Annotated in this window: 22 protein-coding genes; 9 read left to right on the forward strand and 13 right to left on the reverse strand. The window is 49.0% G+C overall.

Annotated features, from left to right (window positions below; all coding sequences use genetic code 11):
• Positions 1-87: 87 nt before the first annotated feature.
• A complete protein-coding gene (locus BDT_RS06350; RefSeq protein ID WP_148278738.1) occupies positions 88-405 on the reverse strand; it encodes a hypothetical protein in 318 nt (105 codons plus the stop codon).
• Positions 406-566: 161 nt separating this feature from the next.
• Between BDT_RS06350 and BDT_RS06355 the strand changes: the two genes are divergently transcribed.
• A complete protein-coding gene (locus tag BDT_RS06355; RefSeq protein ID WP_015090418.1) occupies positions 567-1430 on the forward strand; it encodes a PBECR2 nuclease fold domain-containing protein in 864 nt (287 codons plus the stop codon).
• 202 nt (positions 1431-1632) lie between these two features.
• Here BDT_RS06355 and BDT_RS06360 read toward each other — a convergent pair whose 3' ends face one another.
• Both BDT_RS06360 and BDT_RS06365 read right to left on the reverse strand, forming a co-directional pair.
• Positions 1633-2382: a hypothetical protein gene (locus tag BDT_RS06360; protein ID WP_148278740.1), complete on the reverse strand. Its 750-nt coding sequence runs from the start codon at positions 2380-2382 to the stop codon at positions 1633-1635.
• A gap of 211 nt (positions 2383-2593) precedes the next feature.
• Positions 2594-4051: a lipase maturation factor family protein gene (locus BDT_RS06365; protein WP_015090420.1), complete on the reverse strand. Its 1458-nt coding sequence runs from the start codon at positions 4049-4051 to the stop codon at positions 2594-2596.
• Between the two features lie 112 nt (positions 4052-4163).
• Here BDT_RS06365 and BDT_RS06370 point away from each other — a divergent pair, with 112 nt between their 5' ends.
• Positions 4164-4439 (forward strand): hypothetical protein, encoded by a 276-nt coding sequence (locus tag BDT_RS06370; protein WP_041577263.1) that lies wholly within the window; start codon positions 4164-4166, stop codon positions 4437-4439.
• A gap of 64 nt (positions 4440-4503) precedes the next feature.
• Here BDT_RS06370 and BDT_RS06375 read toward each other — a convergent pair whose 3' ends face one another.
• The 3 genes from BDT_RS06375 to lnt are packed head-to-tail and all read right to left on the reverse strand — an operon-like array spanning position 4504 to position 8725.
• Entirely contained in the window at positions 4504-4797 is a 294-nt protein-coding gene (locus BDT_RS06375) for a GlsB/YeaQ/YmgE family stress response membrane protein (protein ID WP_051026278.1), read from the reverse strand.
• Between the two features lie 9 nt (positions 4798-4806).
• Complete coding sequence (locus BDT_RS06380) at positions 4807-7137, reverse strand: endonuclease MutS2 (protein WP_015090423.1); 2331 nt, start codon at positions 7135-7137, stop codon at positions 4807-4809.
• Positions 7115-8725 carry an apolipoprotein N-acyltransferase gene (gene lnt, locus BDT_RS06385; RefSeq protein ID WP_235046283.1) on the reverse strand — a complete coding sequence of 537 codons (1611 nt, stop codon included), beginning with the start codon at positions 8723-8725 and terminating at the stop codon, positions 7115-7117. The genes BDT_RS06380 and lnt overlap by 23 nt, the downstream gene beginning before the upstream one ends.
• 33 nt (positions 8726-8758) lie before the next feature.
• Between lnt and BDT_RS06390 the strand changes: the two genes are divergently transcribed.
• Positions 8759-9580, forward strand: coding sequence for a hypothetical protein (locus tag BDT_RS06390; RefSeq protein WP_041577267.1), 822 nt, complete (start codon positions 8759-8761; stop codon positions 9578-9580).
• A gap of 51 nt (positions 9581-9631) precedes the next feature.
• Here BDT_RS06390 and BDT_RS06395 read toward each other — a convergent pair whose 3' ends face one another.
• From BDT_RS06395 to BDT_RS06405, 3 genes are all read right to left on the reverse strand, one after another.
• The gene (locus BDT_RS06395; protein WP_041577269.1) at positions 9632-10207 is read right to left on the reverse strand and encodes a hypothetical protein; all 576 of its coding nucleotides are present in this window, start codon (positions 10205-10207) and stop codon (positions 9632-9634) included.
• 65 nt (positions 10208-10272) lie between these two features.
• Entirely contained in the window at positions 10273-10845 is a 573-nt protein-coding gene (locus BDT_RS06400) for a hypothetical protein (RefSeq protein ID WP_015090427.1), read from the reverse strand.
• A gap of 278 nt (positions 10846-11123) precedes the next feature.
• On the reverse strand, positions 11124-12500 hold the full coding sequence (locus BDT_RS06405) for a S8 family peptidase (protein ID WP_235046284.1): 1377 nt from the start codon (positions 12498-12500) through the stop codon (positions 11124-11126).
• A gap of 175 nt (positions 12501-12675) precedes the next feature.
• Between BDT_RS06405 and BDT_RS06410 the strand changes: the two genes are divergently transcribed.
• Together BDT_RS06410 and BDT_RS18965 are read left to right on the forward strand one after the other, a co-directional pair.
• The gene (locus BDT_RS06410; RefSeq protein WP_015090429.1) at positions 12676-13185 is read left to right on the forward strand and encodes a hypothetical protein; all 510 of its coding nucleotides are present in this window, start codon (positions 12676-12678) and stop codon (positions 13183-13185) included.
• 38 nt (positions 13186-13223) lie between these two features.
• Positions 13224-13769 carry a GNAT family N-acetyltransferase gene (locus BDT_RS18965; protein WP_051026279.1) on the forward strand — a complete coding sequence of 182 codons (546 nt, stop codon included), beginning with the start codon at positions 13224-13226 and terminating at the stop codon, positions 13767-13769.
• Between the two features lie 42 nt (positions 13770-13811).
• Here the strand turns inward: BDT_RS18965 and BDT_RS06420 are convergent, their stop codons facing one another.
• The 4 genes from BDT_RS06420 to clpS form a co-directional block, all read right to left on the reverse strand.
• The gene (locus BDT_RS06420) at positions 13812-15974 is read right to left on the reverse strand and encodes a lytic transglycosylase domain-containing protein (protein WP_148278742.1); all 2163 of its coding nucleotides are present in this window, start codon (positions 15972-15974) and stop codon (positions 13812-13814) included.
• Positions 15975-16072: 98 nt separating this feature from the next.
• Entirely contained in the window at positions 16073-16969 is an 897-nt protein-coding gene (htpX, locus tag BDT_RS06425; protein ID WP_041577271.1) for a protease HtpX, read from the reverse strand.
• A 61-nt stretch (positions 16970-17030) separates the two neighbouring features.
• On the reverse strand, positions 17031-19361 hold the full coding sequence (gene clpA, locus BDT_RS06430; RefSeq protein ID WP_015090432.1) for an ATP-dependent Clp protease ATP-binding subunit ClpA: 2331 nt from the start codon (positions 19359-19361) through the stop codon (positions 17031-17033).
• Positions 19358-19702 carry an ATP-dependent Clp protease adapter ClpS gene (clpS, locus tag BDT_RS06435; protein WP_011163787.1) on the reverse strand — a complete coding sequence of 115 codons (345 nt, stop codon included), beginning with the start codon at positions 19700-19702 and terminating at the stop codon, positions 19358-19360. The genes clpA and clpS overlap by 4 nt, the downstream gene beginning before the upstream one ends.
• A 224-nt stretch (positions 19703-19926) precedes the next feature.
• On the opposite strand from clpS, the gene BDT_RS19505 reads away from it, so the two are divergent.
• The 4 genes from BDT_RS19505 to BDT_RS06455 all read left to right on the forward strand — a co-directional run bounded on the left by BDT_RS19505 (position 19927) and on the right by BDT_RS06455 (position 23420).
• Complete coding sequence (locus BDT_RS19505) at positions 19927-20520, forward strand: type IV pilin protein (RefSeq protein ID WP_015090433.1); 594 nt, start codon at positions 19927-19929, stop codon at positions 20518-20520.
• Between the two features lie 158 nt (positions 20521-20678).
• Positions 20679-21203, forward strand: a complete 525-nt coding sequence (locus BDT_RS06445) for a hypothetical protein (RefSeq protein ID WP_235046285.1) — start codon at positions 20679-20681, stop codon at positions 21201-21203.
• A 91-nt stretch (positions 21204-21294) separates the two neighbouring features.
• Positions 21295-23004 carry an RHS repeat domain-containing protein gene (locus tag BDT_RS06450; protein WP_015090435.1) on the forward strand — a complete coding sequence of 570 codons (1710 nt, stop codon included), beginning with the start codon at positions 21295-21297 and terminating at the stop codon, positions 23002-23004.
• A gap of 38 nt (positions 23005-23042) precedes the next feature.
• Positions 23043-23420 carry a transposase gene (locus BDT_RS06455; protein ID WP_041577221.1) on the forward strand — a complete coding sequence of 126 codons (378 nt, stop codon included), beginning with the start codon at positions 23043-23045 and terminating at the stop codon, positions 23418-23420.
• Positions 23421-23424 lie beyond the last annotated feature (4 nt).

Consider the following 23424-nt stretch of genomic DNA (forward strand, 5'->3'; position numbering starts at 1 on the left):
ATCGAAGATCCCAAATTGGCCGAAGCAAGTCGGGGAAAGTGTGCAAACTTTAAACGAAAAAACGGGAATTTTTAGTTCCCGTTTTCGTTAGTGTGCGTGTTCGTGATTGGCGCGGACCGTGTTTTCCACGATGTGGAAGTAGGCCCTGACCAGCATCTGGTAGGAATCCTGATCCAGTGCCTGCAAATAGGCCATTTTTTCGAAGTAGGTTTTCTTGGCAATCAGCTCTGTCATGACATCCTGGACCTTCTTCATCTTATCAAAGCTGTAGAAGTCCTTATCGTCTGCCACTTCCTTAAGGACCGTGGCGATAGACTTGTTGTCAAAAAGAACATGAACACCCATGGCGGAATGAGACAGCAAAGCTTCCATTCGTTCCAGACTTGTTTCTTCTATGTTGACCAAGAGCGCCTCCTGCTGACGTCTTAAGTTGAATGGTGAGGAATATTGTCCACAGTTGCAAGACCAAAAATGCTTCTATGACAGGGGCCGTCGAGAGTGTCTTTTTTCTAGTTGTTGGCAGAACGGATTGTCTCAATAATAAAAAGGTGAAGGATACGAAACGAATGGCGAAAACAAAGACCCGCGCAAAGAAGAAACCAAGCACCTCCTCTGAAAAAGAACTCATCTTGGTTGATGAGGCTGCTGGACTGATTTTTGAGAATGAAAAAGACCTGTTTGGCTATTTCCAAAGCGCCATCGATAAGCTGGAAGAAGAGTATATTGCTCTGCGTTCGGCCGAGGATTTCACTGACGAAGAGCAAATTGAACGCGAGCATTATTTGGAGTCCACATTGGACGAACCAGATGAAGTTTGGATGGATGACAAGACTTTCGAAGATTTTGCCATCTATCACTTCATTAAAAGTTTCGAAGAAGGTGTAGATGCCTTCAAATATGTCGCTGTAGCTTACGTATCCAGTGAAGACGAGTACCCTTCATTCGTGTTCATCCATTTCCCATCCAAAGACAGCCGCGTGTGGCAGAACTATCAGCGCGGTGAAATGGTTTACGATAAAACCTTTGAAGAAGTTTCCGCTGGATCCGTCGAAGGCGATGCGATGGGCGAGGGAGATCCTTTGGCCATGGGTCTTTACTCCGCCATGCTGAAAGTGCGTGGCGAAAAAGACATTCCGCAGGAAAATTTCAAGGACTTCGCTGAGCTTCGTGAAGAAACCATCGAAAGCGCGGATGAAATCTGGCGCAAGAACGATCTGGATGGAAACATCCTGGTCAGCTTCATCCGCGAATTCCCGGATCACGAAACCACCAAGGATTTGATCTATATCGCGGTCACTCAGGAAGACGAAGACTCCAATGTTCATTCATTGCTGTTCTCGTTCCCAACGACCGACAAGACGCTGGCCGACCGCTACCGCCAAGGCGAAAACCTACAGGCCGAAGAAGTCAGCCAGGAATCCGCCCACTGACGGTCGGTGAAAAAGGCCCATCTGACTGCGTTGTCGGCGGGGCTTCTCGCTTCGACGTGCAGGAGCACGCCTGCGCTGCGAGGACCCACCTCCGCCTTGCATCTGAACCTTTTTGACCAACCGTTAAAATTGCCGTTTTTAAAAACGAAAAAAGCCACTCTGGGGGAAGAGTGGCTTTTTTGCGTTTGGGGGTGGGGTCTAATTAGAAGCAGTAGTTGTTTGCCATGGACTGGAACTGGGAAGTTGTGAACTGACCAGACTTGCCATAGAACGGGTGCAGCTTCTGCAGAACACCGGCGCGGGTAGAGCCGCCGTCGTTAGCGTAGTCTGCTGGGTTTGCAGAGAACAGTGGCAACAGACCGTCAACTGTGTTGATCGCTTTGTTGGTGGAAGCATCGTAGTTAGAGATCTTCAAAGCATCGTATTCACCATTTGGATCTTTCAGATCAACCAGGATGTTTACATTGTTGAAGAAAGTCTGTGGATCGGTGTAGCCCATGCCGGAAGCAACAGTCACAACATCAGACCATTTCAAAGTCGTCTTCCAGCCAGTCAGGTATTGACCGTTAGCCGGGTTCATCAAAGCGAAGTTCAAAGCGGAAGTGTCCAGGTTTGTGTAACCGGATGGGTTCGCCAGCCATTTCCACAAAGAGATATAAGAGCCACCAGTTTTGAAAGTCGCTGGCAGTGAAGTCAGGCGAAGGTAAACGTATTCCATGCGAACATAGTTGCTGGAATCAACGAAGACCTTCATTTTACCGATGATGTCGTTGCCCGAAGCCTGATTGCAATAAGCCAAAGCTTTAGAAGATGCAGAACCAATATCTGTTACCGGTGTGCGGCTGGAAGAATCCGTAGAGCCTGCTACCTGCTGGCTGGATCCGCAAGCTGTCAACATGGACAGTGCACCGAGTGTAAGAAGAGTTGTGAAGATTTGTTTCGCATTTTTCATAAAGCCCCCTGATGCCAATCTATAAAGCAACAGCGGTGCCATAGGTCAGACTGAGACAAAATAAAAAACCACCTGATTTCAGGTGGTTGCAGATTCCATCATTCTCATGCTGAAACGTTCCCAGAGTGAAACGTCAAACTTCTAAGGGGGTGCCGCGCAACGCGTGTCACTTTGCGCGCACAAATCTCAATTTAATTCAGAGTTACGGTCCCTAAGCAGGTTCGCCGGTTCCATCATCCCTGCCAAATACGGGGCCGTAGGATCCTGAGTGAACGCGTTCCCACCACTGGCCATTTTGGCGCAGGTCTTTGAATTCGCTGAAGCGGTATTCGTATCGTTCAAAACGCAGGTATCTTGGTGAGGTTCCTTTGAAGGGATCCTTGCTGAACAAGGCCATCACGTCGGGGGATTGTTCAAATACGCGGGTTGCGAGGTTCTGCAGCCACATGTTTTCGTTGAAATTTTCAAGAGCTGCAAACCACATCTGCCAGTCCATGCGCGGCTGGTGTGGGGCACACACCGGGGGGGCTTTTTTAAGGCCGCCAGGTTTGAACTGGAATTCATAGTCTTCCCAGTGAAGTCCGTCGTTACTTCCCTGCAGAACCACTTCCGGACGGGTCTTTGTCATCACGGCGAACAAACCATAAGGATTGTTGATGCGGAAAGGGTAAAAGAAGCGCATGTACGGAAGCATGAAGTTTAGCTTCGTGCTGTTTTCAGAAAGTGTTTTTAAAATCCAGAACAGCGATGACGGAACCAAGATCAGAGCCGGAATCACCATTATTGCTGTCGGCAGGGTGGTGGCTTCAACCCAGTTAATTCTGAACCCCCACTCAGAATCCGGCAGTACTGACAGACACAGCCCCAAAGTCAGCAGGTTAAAGAAACCATAGTTGCCCGTCAGTATGATTAAAAACTGCAGAAACAACAAAAGGCCGACAGCGACGATCTGGGTCTTTCCGGGCACCAACATCAGGAACGGGCAGGCTAGCTCGATAAAGAACATGATCACAGTGCTCATTTTTTGGAACCAGCGGGGCATCTTGTGGGCGAAGTAAGCCACGGGTGTTGGCAGCGGCTGTGTCCAGTAATGATAGGTCAAAGCCGTCAGATCCTTCCAGCTGCCATCCTTATGTGTAAGCTTCACTACGCCAGACAAGAACATCAGTTTGAACAACAGGAAAATCACCAGCCCCAGCATGATCGGGTGCAGATTGTGCGCCGCCAGCGGAATCCATTCCCACTGCCACGGAGCGAAGAACAATCCCAGGAAACCAAGTTCCAGCAGCAGACTGTCCCACTGGTAACTTAAAAAAATCTGTCCGCAGCTGACAAAAGAAAGATAACAAATGAAACAGGTCAGAAACATGAAGCTTTGGGAAAACCCCAGAAACGCCAGTGAAGACGCCGTCATGCCGACAAAGCAGAAAAATTTCAAAGTCAGATCGCCAGAAGAAAACCAGAACAGACTGGGAACATGATAGAAGCGTTCGGCTTTTAGTTCTTTGTCCAAAAGATTTAAAAGATGATCAATCGACAAAATGCCTTGTGAACCATAAAGGCCCAACACCTGCGGCAGCAAAGACAAAAAGGCGACAAAGTAAGACAGCGCCAGTGTCTTTGAAATGATCCAGCTTGCGATGTTGTAGTCTTCAATTAACATATTCATTCTTTCTGTCGCTGATTTCCGGCACGCCGATCTGAAATCAATAGCAAGTCCAAGGTGCTTCCTTTTAGCCTGATCCCGGATCGCATACATCAATCATAACCCAGGAGAATATATGAAAGCATTCGTTCTATCTCTCTTTGCAGTGGTGGCCTTGTCAAGTGCCACGTCTTTTGCTGCTGAGGAAGTGGTCAATCTTCAGGAAACTCAAGAAAACTTCGTGGTGGAGCCTATTTTTGAGGCCAATCGCCTTAGCTGCCCATCCGACATGATGCCGATTGCGAAATACTGCTGGAACACCGGCCGGGGCTGTTTTGTGAAGTGTGGAGTGGTCTGTCATCCCAAGCGTGAAACTCCGCCACCAGTTCCAGAGCCTAACTTTGTTGAATAAATAAAAAAAAAGCGCGCCTTTTAAGGGGCGCGCTTAAGTTGCGTCAATAAAGCCGACGTATCGGCTAGGATCTTGTGACGACCCGGTTCACCAGAACCAGAATCACGGCGCCACCAATGCCGATGGCGATGCCTTCCCAACTGAAGGCGTTGTACTTGGGCCAGTGAAAAACCTTGGGCGTCAGGAAGTTCCCAATGAAAGATCCCGCCAGCCCCAAAAGAATTGTCCGAATCCATCCCATGTTTTCGCTGCCGGGGATGATGATCTTGGCAATCACGCCCACACCCAGTCCCAACAGGGACCAAAGCACAAACAGATTAAACCAAGGGTGATTCAAAACCATATTCACGTATGTCATAAAAGGTCCTTATGCTTCGCCGATTTCAACCCACGTGATGCCGTCGCCGCCACCTTCTGGTGAACCTGCCTTCCATTTTTTTACGTAAATGGAACGGGACAGGTACGTGCGCACAGCTTTCTTCAAGGCTTCGGTGCCGTGACCGTGGATGATCTTAATACGATCTTCGCGGGCCTGAGCGGCTTTGTCCAATGCCAATTCAAGTTCCTGCAAGGCATCCTCGACCGTGCGACCGCGCAGATCCAGCGTGCGATCATCGTCAGCCAAAGCCACGGTGATGTTGGAACTTTGACGGATCAGCTGGGACGTCGGATTGGACGGTTTACCCGCAGGCTTCAGGATAGTCCATGGCAGTTGCAAGCGCACAGAGCCTGACAAAATCATGACCTCGCCCTTGGAATTTGGCGTGCTCTGAATAATGCCGTCCTGATTTAAGGTCGGCACATACACTTTGGATCCCGGTGGGAACTTCTTGCCAAATTCTTCGGCGGTTTCCGGGGCGCCTGGTTGCGTGATCGGTTTTGCTTTTACGATCTCTGGCAGTTTGTATTTGATCTCCTGCAAAGCGGTGTGACGTTTGAAGGTCTCATCGGCTTTGGCGTGGGCAATGGCTTCTTCCACTTTGCGTTCGGCTTTTTTCACCGTGCGCTGCAACCATTCGTCCTTGTCCTTGTTGAATTGCTCAAGCATGCCTTCATACTTGCGCCTCATCTCGGTGGCTTTCTTGGTTTCTTTTTTCAGGTGGTCCTGCAAAAGATTGATGTCAGCCTTCAGTTGTTCGATCTGTTCAAGACCTTCCAGACGCGCCCGCGTGGCTGGAGCCAGCACATCCAAAGCGCGCTGAACGATGGTCTGTGCAACGCCCACGCGTTTCGCGGTCTGAATCGCCATGGAATCACCGGGGATACCCGCCAGGAATGAATAAGTCGGACGGCCGGTTTTCGGGTCGTATTCCAGGCTTCCGTTGTAAACACGGCTTTGCTCGTCCCAGCCGGATTTCAACGGCCCCAAGTGGGACGTGATCACAGCAAAGACGTCGTTGTTAGAGAACTCTTCGATGAAGGCGCGTCCCAGGGCGCTGCCTTCTTCCGGATCGGTGGATCCGCAGATCTCATCAATCAGAATCAGGTTGTCGCGGCCTTTGACAGACGCGGCTTTGCCTAAAATTTTCAAGTGTGCCGCAAAGGTGGAAAGCTCTTCATCCACACTTTGCGCATCCCCGATGCCGATCAGAACATTTTTAAAGAACGGCAGTTTGGAGGTTTCGCTGGCACAAATCGGCAGACCACAGCGGGCCATTTGCGCCGCCAGACCGATGGATTTCAATAGCACGGTTTTACCGCCGGCATTGGGACCACTTAAAAGCAAAATACTTTTGTGACCTTCTAGCAGCACCGTATTGGCGATCACTTTTTTGCCAGACAGTTGCAGCAGCGGATGGCGAACTTCGATCAGCTCCATGCTGTCATCAGAAAACTCAATCGGGTGGGCTTCCACCTGATTGGCAAACTGGGCTTGGGCAAAACGCACGTCGGCGTCTTTCATCAGCACTTGCGAGCTTTCAATGTCCAAAGACTTGGAAGACAGATAACGGGAAAGTTCCGTCAAAAGTCTTTCGATCTCGTCTTCAATTTCCACCTCGATCTGGCGCAGGCGGTTGTTGGACGGGATTACTTTTTCCGGTTCAATGAACACGGTCTGCTTGGTTTGTGAAGACCCGTGGATCACGCCCGGCAGGTGGTGCTGCATGCCGCTTCGAACCGGCAAAACCCAGCGACCGTCGCGGGTGGTGACGTACTTGTCCTGAAGCACGTTTTCCATCTGATGATCTTTCACCAGACGATCCAAAGTGCTTTGCACTTCGCGCGCCAGACGTTCTTTTTCGCGGAAAAGTCGGAACAGGGTTTCGCTGGCGTCAGATCTGATGTCTCCGCTTGGGGTCAGAATCTGGTCAATGGCGGATACGGGTTCCTCGGCCTTCATCAGGCTTTGGTGAATGCGCTGGGCCCAGTCGTTTTGCACCGGGTGCAGGGCTTCTTTCAAAGCCAGCGCTTCCAAACAGAAGCTTCTGACGTCTTTCATTTCCAAAGTTTTTAGGACCGCATTTTTTTTCAGGCGCAGAATCCAGGTCGAATAAAGATCCAGACTGGTCATGAACGGGCGGATGCCTTGGTTTAAGACTTCCGTGGCGTTGTTGATTTCCTGAAAGCTTGCGTGAGCCTCTTGCGGAGTTTTTAGCGGCTCCGTCTGCATGATGGCTTCACGACCCATGTCACTGGTGGCGTGGGATTTGATTTTTTCTAGAATTTCTATCCAGTCAAGAACGACGAGATCTTGCATTAAGGGCTCCTCGGCCAATCACTGCTCCCAGCACAAGCAAAATAACAATCCAGTCCCAATGACCCCATTGGACAAAGAAAGTAAGGGGAGCGTTTTTAAGATACTTTATCACGAACTGTCCGCTCCATTCTTCATGGAGTGGTGATTTTTGTAGAACGTCACCGTTTGCCAAAACAGCGGTGCTGACCCCGGTGTTAGTTGAACGCACCAAAGGACGGCGCACTTCAATCGCACGAGCCAGAGTCATGTACAGGTGCTGTTGCGGCTCAAAGGTTTTTCCAAACCACGAGTCGTTGGTCACGTTCACCAGAATATCAGCGCCTTTTTCAGCAAGGCCGCGGGTGAAGGACGGGTAAAGGCCTTCATAGCAGATCTGCCCACCCCAACGAATTGAACCTTGTGCAGTTTCCCACTTCATCACTTCCGGGCCATGGCCGCGGCCGAAGTTTGAAACAAACGGCAAAAGCTTCAGCAGGAACGGGAACTGCTCGCTCAGTGGCAGATATTCGCCAAACGCCAAAAGCTCGGTCTTGCGGTAAGGTTTGTCCAGATTGTTACCCAGTGGATCCACCAGGAAAAGGGCGTTGTAAGTGGACGTGTCTTGTTTTTCATCGGCCTTGGGATCTTTGGAATAAGCGCCGGTAATCAATGGACGGCCCAGCGGCTGCAGCCCTGAAATCAGGATCTGTGCGTGTTTGCGGTCCAAAAGATGCTGATCCAGATAATCCGGGAAAGCCGTTTCCGGCCAGATCAGGATGTCGGTTTGCGGGTGCTTTTGCATAGCAGCAAAAGACAGATCCAGGAACTTGCGGGTGATGACTTCCTGATAGGCGCGGCCCTGTTCCGCATAGATCTTTTCCAGATTGCCGATGTTGGCCTGAACCACGGTGGCCTTGGTTTCGCCGTCAAACTTGTTCCAGGCTTTGCCGTGCCAGAAGCCCCAGCCCACCAAAGCAGCAAAAGTCAGCGCCAGCAGTGACAGGTGACTTAAGGCTTTTTTGACAAAGCTTTGTTTCAGCCACACGTAACCCATCCAGGCGTTAAAAAGCAATACCACAGCGGAAAGCCCGTGGAAGCCGACCAGATCCGCCAGATGATATATCGGAATTTTCGACCAGATCAGAGTGTAGCCAAGATGCCACTCAAAGATCACCGGCCAGGTTCGCTCCAAAAGTGCATGCAAAAGAGCGATCGTAAACAGCGTCTGTCCGCCGGAAAGCTTGAATCTGAGGCGCAGCCAGGTTCCCGCGGCCACGGCCACCGGGATATACAAATGCATAAACGCACAAAAAAGCAGCAGCGCCAGATAGGACACAGCCCACGGAAGCTGACCGAATTCATGCGCAGTGTAGGCAATCCAATGAAAGCCGATCAAGGTCAGAATGAATTGTGTGATCCATCCGGCCCAGAAAGATTTCTTCACCGACGAGGATTCTTCGGTCACGTAAATCCACAGAGGCGTGTAGCAGAAGATCAACGCCCAAGGAGGAAACGGAATGTAACTTGTGCCGACGAGAATTCCGGAGAGAATCGCCCAACGAAAATCGTAGGCTTTATGCTTGAAAAATTGAAACCATCTCTTCATCATGGTATTAGTAACATAAAGAGTGAGTGAGTCCACGTGAAATTGAAGATCAGATGCCCATCATGCGCGAAATTGTACGAGGTTGAAAACGACGACATCCAGACGGAGTCGCCGCTGTTTCAGTGCATTTCCTGCGAGGGCAGATTTAGTTTCGAATATCCTCCTCAGGATCCGGCGAATGTGATCTGTTTTGCAGTTTCTCTTGAAGCTGAAGAGGCATCACCTGTCGAATCCGCTCCAGAATTGGAGAAAAGCGAGCTCGTTCTTGCTGCTAAGCGACAAGATGACATGGCGATGGAGCCGGGTGCTCAAGAGATGAAGGGCTGCCCGAAGTGTGGGGCTTTGAACGGTCGTCGTGCGAAAGAGTGTTACTCTTGCCATGTGATCTTTGAAAAGCTGGAAGGCCTGCCAAAGGACCCTTCCCTGAAAGCTCAGCCAAGCCTTGTGCGCAAGTGGAAGAACCTGGTTGAAAACTTCGACAACGAAGAGCTTCATGACGAGTTCATCCGTTCCTGTCATGAGCTGGATGCTTTGCGCTTTGCTATTTTGAAGTACGAAGATCTAAAGACCGCGCAAGGCGGGGATCCACAGTGCGATCAGATGATCGCGCGTATCAATTCTTTGATGATGGTGGGTTTGAGCCAAAAGCCGACGGCGAAAGATGCTGGCGTGAAGCCAAAATGGAACAAGTACATGTACTGGGGTCCGTTTGGTCTGAGCGCACTTTTGATTTTGTTGGGCATGATCAATCTTGGTCACCGCAACCTGATTGGGGTGGGCGTGGCGCTGGCGTGTATGGCGGCCGGCCTCATTGTAATGATTAAGGGAAAGATTTCCGCATCCGATTTCTTGGATTAAAAAACAAAAGGCTCCCATCGGGAGCCTTTTTAGTTTTTCTTTATCAATTAATTAAAGGCAGTAGTTGTTTTCGTTGAAGTAACGGCGACACATTGATGTGCCGTTTTGGCAGTCGGACGGCATGTTGGATGTGTAGCTGCCGTTTCTGGAGCAGTTTTTTGTGCCGCCGTCTTTGATTTCGGCGATGAATTCCCCAGAGGCTGTCACTTTGCCGTTGGATGTGATTTTGTATCTGACAGTGTTTGTGCCCGGATCCAGAAGCGGGCGTTGTAGTAAGGTTGCGATCCACAGATTGATGGATTTCTTGCTTTGGCCTTTGGCGCTGTCGTAATCAACAGTTTTAGTTCTTTGAGAACCATCCTGGTGCAGGGCTGTCAGTGTGACCGAGTCACCTTTAACTCCCGCAGGGCCAACGAAGAAGTCATATTCCCCGGCTGTTAGAATCTCTTCGCGGCAGACGAAGGAACCATAAGAAGGTCCTCCGGGATTGGAGCCATTGCCGAAGCAGTGGACGACGATTCGGCCTTGAGCAAGAACAGCTGTTTTTTGATTTCCGTTTTTGAAGCCGACTTCGGCGTGGGCAGACAGACCTAGCAAGAAAATGAATACTGAAAATACCGATTTCATAAAGTTCCCCCTGTGCAATCAAGTCTGGCACGATCCAGACTTGAAATGCAAGGCAGGAGAGACTTTTACGGCACAGGGCAGAGATTGTCTTTTTGGCAGTGGATGATTCTGTCGCGCAACTGGGTCATTTCATCCAAGTTGTGCTCAAGCTCTACATCAAAGCCCACGGCCTTTCCGCCTTTTTGCGATACAGAGATGAAATCACGCACATATTGGAATTTGTCATAAGCGTACTTTTCACCAGTGGAAGTGTTGATGAACTCCAAAGGTGCGCCGGATCCCAAATGAGTCAGGAAGCGTTTGCGCTGTTGTTTGGCTTTGGTCAGGCCGTTCTTCAGGTTGCTGTAACATTTTACTTCGCCCACCATCGCAACTTTTTGCGTATTGTGATCCATCAAAACCATGTCCAGTTCGCCCACGGTGCGACCTTTCAGGTTGTAGGCAATTCCCACGATCACTTCGTATTGGGGCGCAGGGTATTTTTCAGAAAACTCAGCACGAGCGACCTCTTCGCAAACCGCACCGGGGTCACGATAGTGGCGGGCCTGATTGCGGATTTTTTCGAAAGTTCCATCCAGGTCCGCAAAGGCAGAGACTGAGGAAAGAAGAAGAACAGCTAAAATAACAAATTTATTCATGGAATGCCCCCGAATGGCGGGGAGTGTGCCACAAGGTAGGGGCTTTTCCCAGCAGCGCAAGACCCCTGGGAAAAACCGACAGGTCTGTCAAGATTCTAGACAGCGGCAGAAGGGCTGGCTTGTGTTTAATTCTTTCTATTGCCGTTTTAAGATCAACGCACTCCGCCCTCGTAGCGAGGGCGGAGTGCGTTAGTTGAGCAGTTCGTTTTGACCTATTTTTTTGGATAAAAAAAAGAGCCTTTGCGGCTCTTCTTTTTTAACAGATGGGAAGGTTTGTATTAGAAGCCTTCGTTCTCTTGTTTTGTACCGAGTTTGCTTGGGCGAACTTTGGTGCCCATGGCATCGATCAGAGACCGGCCAAAGTGGCTCATCTCTTTGGCGGTGGCGTCAACGCCGTCTTCCGCCGCGCGGGAATTCTTGTCGTTAGGGTCCCCACTGAAACTTTTCATATTCGCCGTATTCACGGCAATCACACCTGTGGCGCCCACACCCTGATCCAAGATGGTCAGTGCTTTGTACAGATTCAACTGACGGGAGGTGCGGGTTTTGGAAGCCAGCTGAGACTGGGCATCACCTGTTGCCAGGATGTATTTTTTCACATCGCCCGCCATAAAGGACTGCTTGTGGGCCATCACCAGGGCGGCGGCACCGGTTACAAACGCCGTGGCTTGGGAAGTCCCGGTCATATAACCGTAAGAGTTCCCCGGTAGACAGGACAGAATGTTCTGGCCCGGAGCCGCGATATCCACGGTCTCGACACCATAGTTGGAAGACGCCAGGACTTGCGTGCTTGGGTCAATCGCGGTGACCGAGATAATATTGCTCAGTTTATAATCGGCCGGGTAGTAGTGATGCTGATCCGAGTTCGATCTTTCATTCCCCGCAGCCGCGACAAAAAGGATGCCCTTTTTCTCGGCTTCGGCGATGGCATCATGTTCTTCCTGTGAAAATTCGGTACCACCACCGGAATAGTTGATGATGTGGGCGCCCATTTTCACCGCATAGCGAATGGAGGCGACAGTGTTTTTCAAGTTGTCTGTGCCTGGAACCTTTGGGTCATAGTATTTCAGAATCATCAGGCTGACTTCCGGAGCAATACCAGTGATGCCTTTGCCGTTTCCAGCTTCTGCACCAATAATACCGGCGATATGCGTGCCGTGTCCGTGGTTGTCATCCAGTTTTGGATTGTTGGAAACAAAGTTCCAGCCATAGACGTCATCGACGAAGCCATTGCCGTCATCGTCGATGCCATTGGTGGCTTTGTCGCGGCCCTTGGAATCTTTGCCGGTTTCGCCAGGGTTGCGCCAAAGGTTGCTGGCCAAGTCTTCGTGTTTGATGTCGATGCCGGTGTCGATCACGGCAATCACGATATCACGACTGCCTTTGGTGACGGACCACGCGCGGGCCGCATCGGATTTTTTCAAACCCCAGGCCTGACTGATTGCGGGGTCGTTGAAAAGAGCACTGGGTTCATCGATGACTTTGTCAGTCTGGGAAGTGATGAAGGATTTTTCCAAGGCACGCGTACTGTCTTTTTTGGAGCTTTGAGAACGGGAAGGGGAATGTTCTTCAGAGGAATACAGGTATAGACCCAGTCCACCAAAAAACACCAAACCGGAACAGCCAGCTGCAACAATCATCTTGCGAGAAAACATGAAGTATTCCCCTTTCTCCACAAACACTTATCGGAATTTAAAGGGCTAGCATAAGCACGAAAGGGTTTGATCTCATCTTGAGACAGTCGGTCGGGCCAGTGTAGGCATACATTATATAGATACTGCCGGAATGGTTTAAACTAAAGCCTGGAGGCCCTTAACCGAAGAGAAGAACATGAAAAAGTTTAGAATGTTTCTGACCTTCAGCGCTTTGTTCCTGATCTCGTGCAACCAGACCGTGGGATCGGGCGAATTGGATTTGGGAAGCCTGAGCGAAGACGCCACCTTCCACAATCAAACCGAAACCGGTACTGACACCGGCAGCGAATTTCATTACGTTAAAATGGATCTGAAAGCCAACGGCGACTTTGAACAAACCGAGGCCTTGTTTGACCAGGCCGGTGTCGGCACAAGTTGCGTGATTAAAGGCACTTGGGCCATAGAGCCGGGCGCCGTGGATTCCGAAGTCGGCAACGAACTGGTTGTCACAGTGACTGAGCTGAATGGCGGGGCGGTGACGCTGGAAAAGCGTTACGATCTGCGCGAGCTGAGCTATCAGAGTCTGAAATACAAATGGAATGAAAATTCCGACCTGTTGGATTTGACTAATACCATCTACGCAGACTATCCCGAATACACAGCAGCCCAAGCCGGTCTTGTGGCCAACACATTCTGCAATCGCTAAGTAATTATCAATCTACGATCCTAAGACGGGCGGCACAGATGTTTTCAAAAGACCTTGGGGATGGCTTTTCGGTGAAAGAGGTTTCTGCGGCGGAGCTAAACGCCTGCTTGGATCAGCACTTTGCTTCGGTCTATTCGAACAGGCATGACTCGGGTGCGGTGCCTTTTGATGATCCCCACGCGCAGGTGAAAATAGATGAGCGTCGCAAGTCGGATCAGAGGTACAGACTTCGCTTGGCTGTTTTCTTTGAGGGAAGTATCGTGGGGTGGCATTATGGTCACGCGACTGATGCTGAAACCTATTATATGCAAAATTCAGCGGTGCTGTCATCCTTCCGGGGTAAGGGTCTTTATTCTCAACTCCTGACATGCACGCTTGATAAGCTTCGCGAGGAGGGGTTTCAGGTTATTACAAGCATTCATCACCCCAACAATCCGTCAGTCCTGATTCCGAAATTAAAGGCGGGATTCATCGTAACGGGAATGCAATTTCATGAGCGATTTCGTTCATTGATAGAACTGAAATACATTTTTAGTCCGGAACGCCGAAAGCTGTTTTGTCGGAGCTTGGGATTGGATATCTAAATAAAAAAAAGCCACCTTGTTGGGGGGCTTTTTTATTTTAAGCTATTTGGAAAGCTTCAGCAGTTCTTCCGGGAACAGCGAGCCTTTGTCCTGATGAAGCAGTCTTTGATAGAAGACGTAATTTCGCATCGTCAGTTTGATATAAGACCTTGTCTCTTCGTACGGGACCTCTTCAATAAATTCGACAGAATCATCACGGTAGCGGGTTTTTAGCCAGCCGCGGATCGCACTGTCATTGGCGTTGTAGCCGGACACTGCCAGAATGTACTGATCCTTATATTTGCGCATAAGGTTTTTTAATTCAAAAGCGCCCAGCGGGACGTTGATTTCAGGCTTGTACAGATCAAGAGCTTCTCCATAAGGCAGGCCGTTTTGTTTCGCCAGTTGCTTGGCTACGCTTGGCAGAAGCTGCATCAAACCGAAAGCGTCGACAGGACTGCGTGCTTCCGGATTGAATGCGGATTCTTGGCGGATGATCGAGAAAATAAATTCCTGCGGCACGCCACTTTTCTTTGAAGCTGTAGCTATGATATCGCCGTAGGCTTGAGGGAACAGCAGATCCGGGTGGTCGTTCAAAAGACGATCCTTCACCTGCGGTTCCAAGGCCCCTATGGCCGAGAACAAAGGCAGGTAAAGGCCTGAGCGGGCATAGCCTGAAGATACCGCAAGCCAGGTCTTTTCAGCAGTGACATTACGTTTTTTAAGATCATCCACGGCGATGTTCAGGATCTTTTCCGCAAAGGGCTTTTCGTTCACCGCAATCAGCCATTCGGTTGTCATGCGTGTTTGCACATCCAGTTCTTCAATCGAAAACAGGCTTAAACCCTGCAACTCGTTCACATCCACTTTTAGTGGGGGGAATTCCCAACCCAGTTCGCGGTAAGCCAAGACACCATAGTAACCCAGCGGATCTTCTTTGATCAGGGTTTGCAGTTCGACTTGGGCTTCCGGGGCTTGATCAAGCTTCTTCAGCGTTCGAGCCAGCCAGAAACGGGCGCGCGCCTTGTCGGAAGAATCCTTCACCAGGTCCTTCATTTGCTCAAGACTGCTTTTGGCCTCAGGCCATTGGGAAAGTTTGTAGTAGTTCCAGGATTTCAGCCACGCAATCTTGTCGCGTAATCCAGCAAAGCTGACGGGCTGCTGATAGCTGGCTTCGAAATATTCCAGGGCTTTTTTGAAATCACCTTTTTCTTCGTCGATGCGGCCCAGGATGAAGTAAACCTCATCCATCGGGTAGGACCCACGAAGCAGGCGGTGAGTTTCATTCAATACTTTCACCGCACGCGATGTTTGATCCTCCGTCCACAGGGTTTTTGCAAACAGCACTTGAGAATCATGGAAGCGAGCAATCGAACGGCGGTCTTTTTTGTTTTTCTGGAACTGAGTTTTGGACCAGTTTACAACATCCGCCGTCGCGTTGATGTATTCTGTGCGACGCTGGGCCACCTTGTAGGTTTGGCGGATGTTTTTCAAAGCCTGAAACTGTTCGTCTGCCGTGGCTTCTTTGGACGCTAGAATTTTTTTGTAGGTCGCAAGAGCCTGATCAAATTCACGGTGGAAACGATAATCCGAAGCTACTGCACTGAGATCCTTGTAAGCCGGCAGCGGGTTCAGGCGCGGAGAGTTTTTATATAATTGTGTCTGAATGCTTTGAATGTCCTCTTTTAATTCGAGCTTTTGCGCGATCAAAAGGGCTTTCATGTAGTATTCTTCTTTTTTCTTTTTATTGCTTTCCGCGCGGGCTTTTTCAATGTACGCCGGCAGATCATCCTGAAGTTCTTCGGAAGCCAAAGCCTGTTTCAGTTTGATGTCGATATAAAGCTCGCGGTACCACGGCGCCACGTTTGCGGGAAGTTCTGCCAGGGTGTTAATGCGTTCACAGGACTCGTAGGCACGTAGCAAAGCCAGATCATGCAAGGGGAATTCCGGAATCAAAGAAAGGCGCGTGAAGCCGGCGCAGGCCTGTTGGGGCTGTTTTTCTTTTTTGGCCATGGAAACGGTGTAGGTCTTCCACCACAGAATGTTGTTTTCGTTGGAACCAACTTCCAGTTTTTCCAGGTCTGAAACAGGAGCAGATCTCCATTTAGCCATAAAGTTCGGCAATGGCGGAGTCAGACGCTTGTCGATACGGGAATCAAAACGCGAGGTGGTCGCGCAACCAAGAATCACAGAGAAGAATGTCAGGGCTAGTACTATACGAGGCATACGAAAAGGGTATGCGCATTCAGAGGAAGAAACAACCCCGCAGGGCGGAAAGCCATTCTAAAGTTGGCCTTCCGCTGCAGGCGGTCTTGCTGGTCGTCTTAGAAGCGACCGCGCTGAAGAGCTTCGATACGAACTTCCAGCGGAGGGTGAGTCATGAACAATTTGGCGATTCCACCTTTGTCGCGGTTGGAAATCATCAAAGTGGCAGTCTGACCTTCTTCCGGTGGAATTGGCAGATCATACACAGAACGCAGTTTTTGCAAAGCTGCAACCATGCTGTCGCGGGAAGAATACTTCGCGCCCCCGGCATCCGCACGGAACTCACGTTTGCGAGAGTAGTAATTCACCACGATGGAGCCCAGCATAGTGAAGGCAATATCACCCAGGATCGTCACGGCAAAACGAACGATCTCGCGGTACTTCTCATCCACGTTGGCAGCCACAAGGCCCGCCAGGATACGGGAGAAGAACATCGCAAAGGCATTCACGATACCCTGGATCAGAGTCATGGTCACCATGTCACCGTTGGCGATGTGGGCCACTTCGTGGGCCAGAACGCCGTCGATTTCTTTTTCATTCATTCTTTGCAGAAGGCCTGTGGAAACCGCAACCAAAGAGTTCTTTTTGGAAGGACCTGTCGCAAAAGCGTTGATGTCCACGGATTCGTAGATACCAACCTCTGGCATTTTAGGGAGTTGAGCGCGTCTTGCGAACTCATGAACCTTGTTAACCAGATTGCGAAGTTCCGGATTTGGATTGTTGGCGTCGATGATTTTCACGCCATGGAACATCTTCGCCATCCACTTGGACATCAGCAAAGAAATGAACGCGCCACCCATACCCCAAACGGCACAGAAAGCCATCAGGAACGGAATATAGGAATTCAATCCCGCCATACCCAGGAAGCGGCTGACGATAGACCAAACAATCCCGATCGTGACGATCACAAGGACGTTCGTTAGAACAAATAGACCAATACGTTTCAAAAATGCCATTTATGCACTCCTTCTAGAGTCATCACTAATAATGATAACTCTAAAAGGAATGTCAATGCCATCACGTTGTGACAGGTTGTTTTTGATTTTTTTGACCGCTGCCGCCAGTAGGGGTGGTGCTAAAATGGAACTTGAGCAAATCCTTTTCTAGTTCAACACTTACGCGTCCACCGTCAACAAGACGGCCGAAAAGAAGTTCGTCCACCAAGGCTTTCTTCAGATTTTCGTCCACGCAACGAGCCAAAGGACGCGCTCCGTAAACCTTGTCATAGCCCTTTTTCATTAGCCACTTAATGACATCTTGAGAAACGTTCAGTTCCACTTTTTTCTCAAGCAAAGTCATCTTCAGTTCGTCCACAAATTTCTGAGTGATACGGATGACCATATCTTCAGACAGATCGCGGAAGGCCACCACGGCATCCAAACGGTTGATGAATTCTGGTGCAAACGCTTTTTTGATCGCATCCATCGACAAAGACCCGCGGTTTTCATCGATCAACCCAATCGTGCCACGGGAAGTTTCAAGCGCGCCGGCGTTGGAAGTCATCACCAATACCACGTTTTTGAAATCAGCCACGCGACCATTGCTGTCGGTCAAACGACCCGCATCCATCACTTGCAACAAAATGTTGGTGATGTCCGGATGCGCTTTTTCGATTTCGTCCAGCAACAGAACGCAGTAAGGATGCTTGTTCACGGCTTCCGTCAACAAACCACCTTCTTCATAACCCACGTATCCCGGAGGCGCGCCGACCATACGGGCGACGGCGTGTTTTTCCATGTATTCGCTCATGTCAAAGCGTTCAAAGTGAACACCCATGATCGTCGCCAGCTGTCGACAGACTTCGGTTTTACCGACACCCGTAGGGCCTGTGAACAGGAAGCTTCCGATCGGCTTGTTCGGACGACCCAGGCCGCTGCGCGCGTACTTGATGTTCGCGACCAGGCGGTCAATGGCTTCGTCCTGACCAAAGATAAGGGCTTTTAGTTTTTTATCCAGATCACGCAACTGCGTTTTTTCACTGGAAGAAATGCTTGCCACCGGAAGACCGGTCATTTTGGCAATGACTTCTTCGATTTCAGGGACGCCGATTTTGATGTCTTCCGCATTTTCGTATTTCAGGCGGAAGTACGCCCCAGCTTCGTCCAAAACGTCGATGGCTTTATCTGGAAGCAGTTTTCCGTGAATATGTTTCTGGGAAAGTTCCACAGAGGCCTGAATGGCTTCATCCGAATAAGAAACCTGATGGAATTCTTCATAGGATTTGCGCAGGCCTTTCAGGATTTTCACGCAGTCTTCTTTAGACGGTTCGTGAATGTCGATTTTTTGGAAGCGACGGTTCAGCGCACGGTCCTTTTCAAAGTACTGGCGGTATTCCGTGTGGGTGGTGGAGCCAATGCAGCTGATATCCCCACTGGCTAAAGCGGGCTTCAATAGATTGGAAGCATCCATCGAACCGCCACTGGTCGCGCCGGCACCCACGATGGTGTGGATTTCGTCGATGAACAAGATGGCGTTGGGGTGTTTTTCGATTTCTTTCACGACGGCTTTCAGGCGTCCTTCAAAGTCACCGCGGAATTTGGTTCCCGCAAGCAGGCCGCCCAGATCCAAAGAGTAAATAACGGCATTTTTCAGCTTTTCAGGAACCTGGTTTTGCACGATTTTTTGCGCCAAACCTTCCGCGATCGCGGTTTTGCCCACACCGGGTTCGCCGATCAAAAGCGGATTGTTTTTCGTGCGACGGCAAAGGACCTGAATGGTTCTTTCAATGACGTCTTCACGGCCAATCAAAGGATCTAACTTTCCTTGTTTGGCGCGTTCGTTCAGGTTCACGCAGAAACTTTCAAGCGGGGAGCCACGGGTTTCATCCATGCCCTCGGCCTGATATTCGCCTGAACGTGGAGCCGAAGCCGGTGGGATCTCGTGATCTTTGCCGTCTTTGGTGATCCCGTGCGAGATAAAGTTGATGATGTCAAACTGGGTCAGGCCCTGTCTGGCCAGAGCGAAGGCTGCGTGGGAATCTTGTTCATAGAACAAAGACACCAGCAGGCTGCCTTCAGAGATCTGATTGCGTCCGGCGCTTTTCATTTGGATAGCCGCACGCTGAATCAGTCGGTGGCAGGCGAGGGTGAACTCAGGGGTCCAGGATTCAAAACCTCCATAGGATCCCAATTGTTCATCGGTGATTTGCGGGATGCCGACCTTCAGGTGATCTCGTAAATCCTGTTTTAGTTTCTGCACATTGACTGCGCAGGCTTCCAGGATTTCCACCATGACCGGGGATTCGGACAGAATCAGAAGTATATGTTCCAGAGTCACAAATTCGTGTCGGTTGCGTTTGGCGAGTTCAGTGGCTTCGGCGAGCTTGCGCTCAAGTTCTCGGCTCATCATGCTTCCTCCTCCAGTGTGCTCTTTAGGGGGTACTGATTGAGTTGCGCGAATTGGTTGACCTGCATCACCTTCATCTCGGCAATCTCAAGGCTGAAGACCCCTGCGACACCTGCACCCTTCTTATGAACATCTAACATTATTTCAGTGGCTTGCTCTTCTGTTTTCGCAAAAAAGCGACGCAATACAAGGACGACAAAGTCCATGGGCGTATAGTCATCGTTAAGTAGGATCACCTTATACATCTTCGGAGTGTCCAGTTTTGGGACAAGCTGGACGCCCGCTTCCCCCTCGGGAGATGCAAAAGGATAGTTGCTGTTGCTGTCTTTTTTATTGTTACCCATGTGTTTATTCTACCTTATGACTCAATTTGAGCACTCTTTCGTATCTGGCAAGTCTAGCAGAGGGAAAAAAGCTGGTAATAGGTCGAGAGTGCTATGTGTCCCTTACATAATAAACATGAAACAAATTAGACCGTCTTATTCGAGACAGGACCTTGCAATACTAATTCACTTTTGACACACTTATGTGGGTAAACAGTTAGTAAAAGAACCATGGAGGTCTTTAAATGTTTTCAGTTAAAAGAAAATCTCAAAGCGGTTTCTCGCTTGTAGAGTTGATGGTCGTTGTTGCGATCATTGGTATCCTGGCATCTATCGCCATTCCGTCTATCAACAAGTACATGGCGAAAGCTCGTCAGTCTGAGGCGAAGACAAACTTGTCTTCTATCTACACTGCGGAGAAAGCTTTCTTCACAGAGTACAATACATATGACGGTCGTTTTGCTGCCGTTGGTTACACACCAGAAGGTAAACTGAGATACAATGTTGGTTTTGCTGGTGTGGGTGTTACTGCTGGTGCTGGTGATGGTTATGCGACTGCTCCATCCAACTTGTCATTTGATGCTCGTGGTTACTGCGGTACTACAGCAGGTACATTCCAGAATGGTTGTACTCTGTTGAATGGTGCTTCTGGTGGTTTGCCAGTTGCTCTTGCAGCAGCACACTGTACAGCGGTAGCGGGTGTAACACCTGCTGGTTGTGCAACAGCTAAAACTACTTTCCAGGCTGGTGCCGTAGCAATTATTCAAGGTACTGCAACTGATGCTTGGGCTATCGATCAGGCGAAAAACTTGAGAAATACCGTAAACGGTATCAACTAAGTTTAATGACTCAATTGAAAGTATTCTTTCACGACGGGATCCCAAGCATACTGCTTGGGATCTTTGCGTTTTTGGCGGTAGTAGTAACCAGCCAAAGTAATAACGGATATTCTACGGCTCAAAAACAGCTGATTGCACCACCTCCGATGATCGAGAGAATGACATCTGGGTACGGTGAGGTGATTGCGGATCTTTTATGGATTCGTGCAGTTCAGGATTTTGACTATTGTGACCAGCAAATTGCAGACAATGTCTGTCGTAATAACTCGTGGCTTTTCCTGATGCTTGATGCAGTAACAACGTTGTCACCAAACTTCCGCGTTCCCTATGCGGCCGGAGCCTTGGCATTAACTGTTATTATCTCTGATATTGATGGCGCCACAAAAATCTTCGACAAAGGTGCTAAAGCCTTTCCCAATGACTGGCCGATTCTGTATCGCGCAGCCTACCACTATATGTACGAAGTTAAAGACAACAAGCGTGCCGCCGAACTGCTGATCCAAGCAGGAAAGAACGGTGCTCCGCCGTGGGTGTTCACCTTGGCCGGTCGTTTGTATTCAGATGCAGGTAATTTAGAGCTTGCAGAGTCAGTCCTTCAGGACATGATCAACACTGAACAAGATCCGGTTCTGATCAAGCGCCTTCAAGATAAAATTCAGTCAATGAAAAGCAAATCCAATTAGTTTTAATCTATAAACAGTATTCAGTCTAGATTTTCCAATCTGGATTGCCTCTTTTTTCTAAAAACAATACTTTGTTTTTCTGGAGGACGGGATGAGAGCTGTTTTTGTTTTAGCTGTTTTAACTAATATCTTTTGTGTGCGGAACGTAAGTGCGCAAACTTGTGAAGAAACTAGGGCAGTCACGTTGAAGGGCACGATCGATTCCTGTGGTCCAAACAAATGTGATTACTTCCAGTATGAAACGATATGTTGGTCCTATCGAACAACTCTCAAGTCAATCAGCGCCGGCGGACTAACAGGTGTGGAAGGTATATGCGGACAGACTGTCGTCCAAGATAAGTTTTATCCAGATTCACCACCGTGGCACTCGAGTGACTATTCAGAGGCTTCGTGGGGGATCGTTTATGATTGTGAGAAAATGATAGTAAATCCTCCAGCATCTGGTGGCGGGGCGGGCGGGGGGAGTGGTGGCCCGCCAGGAGGTTGTCCGATTGATGGTTCGATCGTATATGCTGAGGATGGAACTCTTACAGAAGAGGTTGGCGTAGTTGGGGGCATGTCCCTAGCTTATCATTCGGGTTTTCAAGCTGGCAAAAACGGTGATTTTGAGCTTGAAGTAGTGCTCTCTGGTGCAAGTGTACGGGACCACATTACGTCTTTTTCTCTTGAAACAAGAAGAAGTGGTGTTTTGGTCGATACGGCATCATTTTTGAACAATGTGGTCAATCAAAGTTATACATATATCTGGGATGGGTTAGATACGCTTGGTTCAGAGAAGGCACTGTCAGCAGAGTTTGAGGTTAAATTAACGGAAAACTCTCCGACCGGAAGTTTTACGTCAATAATTCAGAAAACACTGGGGCACTTGGATGCAAAGGGCTATGGGTTGGGAGGGTGGTTACCAAAACAGTTGAAGGTTTATGATGCTGCTACGAAACGTTTGTATAATGCGATGGGTGGTTATGTAAATGTTGAAGCAAAGCCTTATGGAACCTCTGGCAATGTAATGGTTGCAGATGGCGACGGGCATGAGGTGTATATTTTTGATGGTAGCGGGAGACATTTATCGACGAAAACATCTCTTACGGGGTCGAATAAATATACTTTTACCTATGATCTTCAAAAACGCCTTACGGAAATTTCTGAACCCTTTGGGAGAGTTATTGCTTTCAATAGGAACTCTTCCGGTGATCTCCTGTCTATTACGGCACCTAACGGACAGATTACTAGCATTGCTCTTGATGTAAATGGGTATGTGTCTTCTTTCGCGAATCCTGGAGGTGAAGTCTTTTCAGTTACCTACTTCGGTACAAAAGGTTTGCTTCATACATTCCAGAAACCTAATGGGGAGGTGAGTACATTTGAGTATTCCAGTAAAGGGGTAGTGACCAAAGATACCCACTCTGGTGGATACTTCTTCGAATTGGTGAGGAACTTAAATTCAAGCTACTCTTTCGACGTTAACGTAGTGTCAGCCGAGGGACGTGTCGCCCAGATTATTTCTTCATTATCGGAAGATGGAGCTGTGAACAGAACATCAACAGCCCCAAGTGGGGTCGTACAGACTTCTTCTTATAGCCAATCAAGTGGTGCCTACTATCGTAATGATATTTATCATGGAGTTAACCATTCTATTAGCTCAATCGACGATCAGCGATTTGGGAATATGGTTAGATTCCCGCAAAGTGTATCCACAGTATTCAATGGGGGGAGCTCGAGGACTTTAGAGCAAAGTCAAAATGTTACCCTGTCTGATCCGAATGATCCTTTTTCTATTCTCACCTGGCAGGAATGTTCCTGACCCCGATTTTATTTGGACACCCAACCCAGGGGGTCTTTATGGAAACAACGTCTAACAGACGGAAAGTATTTACACAGGAAAAGAAGCAATTAATCATCAAAGAGCACAATTCCCAGGGAATTTCTATCCCAGTGCTTGCCAGGAAATACGGGGTTCATGCTATCACTCTTTATAGTTGGAAGAGGCAAATGAACCACAAAAAAGACGAATCCCCAATCAGTGCGGAATACATTCAAAAGTTGATCGAAGAAAACGACAAACTCAAGGCTGAGAATCAGAATCTCAAAGCTAAAGTTGGCGATTTGACGATCAAGAATGACATCTTAAAAGATGGCCTGGAGATCGTTCAAAAAAAAGCGATATTAAAAGCACTTCAACCGCCAAAGAAGTCAAAGCGCTTAATCGGTATGAAGTAAGTCA

Source organism: Bdellovibrio bacteriovorus str. Tiberius (assembly GCF_000317895.1).
GTDB classification, from domain to species: Bacteria; Bdellovibrionota; Bdellovibrionia; order Bdellovibrionales; family Bdellovibrionaceae; genus Bdellovibrio; species Bdellovibrio bacteriovorus_F.

Bases quoted from the DNA above. Each gene is read 5' to 3' on its own strand.
- BDT_RS19505 (WP_015090433.1), top strand. From the start codon at position 19,927: ATGTTTTCAGTTAAAAGAAAATCTCAAAGCGGTTTCTCGCTTGTAGAG.
- BDT_RS06455 (WP_041577221.1), top strand. From the start codon at position 23,043: ATGGAAACAACGTCTAACAGACGGAAAGTATTTACACAGGAAAAGAAG.
- BDT_RS06395 (WP_041577269.1), bottom strand. From the start codon at position 10,207: ATGAAATCGGTATTTTCAGTATTCATTTTCTTGCTAGGTCTGTCTGCC.
- BDT_RS06445 (WP_235046285.1), top strand. From the start codon at position 20,679: ATGACATCTGGGTACGGTGAGGTGATTGCGGATCTTTTATGGATTCGT.
- BDT_RS06355 (WP_015090418.1), top strand. From the start codon at position 567: ATGGCGAAAACAAAGACCCGCGCAAAGAAGAAACCAAGCACCTCCTCT.
- BDT_RS18965 (WP_051026279.1), top strand. From the start codon at position 13,224: ATGTTTTCAAAAGACCTTGGGGATGGCTTTTCGGTGAAAGAGGTTTCT.
- clpS (WP_011163787.1), bottom strand. From the start codon at position 19,702: ATGGGTAACAATAAAAAAGACAGCAACAGCAACTATCCTTTTGCATCT.
- BDT_RS06365 (WP_015090420.1), bottom strand. From the start codon at position 4,051: ATGAATATGTTAATTGAAGACTACAACATCGCAAGCTGGATCATTTCA.
- BDT_RS06450 (WP_015090435.1), top strand. From the start codon at position 21,295: ATGAGAGCTGTTTTTGTTTTAGCTGTTTTAACTAATATCTTTTGTGTG.
- BDT_RS06420 (WP_148278742.1), bottom strand. From the start codon at position 15,974: ATGCCTCGTATAGTACTAGCCCTGACATTCTTCTCTGTGATTCTTGGT.
- lnt (WP_235046283.1), bottom strand. From the start codon at position 8,725: ATGATGAAGAGATGGTTTCAATTTTTCAAGCATAAAGCCTACGATTTT.
- BDT_RS06360 (WP_148278740.1), bottom strand. From the start codon at position 2,382: ATGAAAAATGCGAAACAAATCTTCACAACTCTTCTTACACTCGGTGCA.
- BDT_RS06400 (WP_015090427.1), bottom strand. From the start codon at position 10,845: ATGAATAAATTTGTTATTTTAGCTGTTCTTCTTCTTTCCTCAGTCTCT.
- BDT_RS06410 (WP_015090429.1), top strand. From the start codon at position 12,676: ATGAAAAAGTTTAGAATGTTTCTGACCTTCAGCGCTTTGTTCCTGATC.
- clpA (WP_015090432.1), bottom strand. From the start codon at position 19,361: ATGATGAGCCGAGAACTTGAGCGCAAGCTCGCCGAAGCCACTGAACTC.
- htpX (WP_041577271.1), bottom strand. From the start codon at position 16,969: ATGGCATTTTTGAAACGTATTGGTCTATTTGTTCTAACGAACGTCCTT.
- BDT_RS06375 (WP_051026278.1), bottom strand. From the start codon at position 4,797: ATGACATACGTGAATATGGTTTTGAATCACCCTTGGTTTAATCTGTTT.
- BDT_RS06370 (WP_041577263.1), top strand. From the start codon at position 4,164: ATGAAAGCATTCGTTCTATCTCTCTTTGCAGTGGTGGCCTTGTCAAGT.
- BDT_RS06380 (WP_015090423.1), bottom strand. From the start codon at position 7,137: ATGCAAGATCTCGTCGTTCTTGACTGGATAGAAATTCTAGAAAAAATC.
- BDT_RS06405 (WP_235046284.1), bottom strand. From the start codon at position 12,500: ATGTTTTCTCGCAAGATGATTGTTGCAGCTGGCTGTTCCGGTTTGGTG.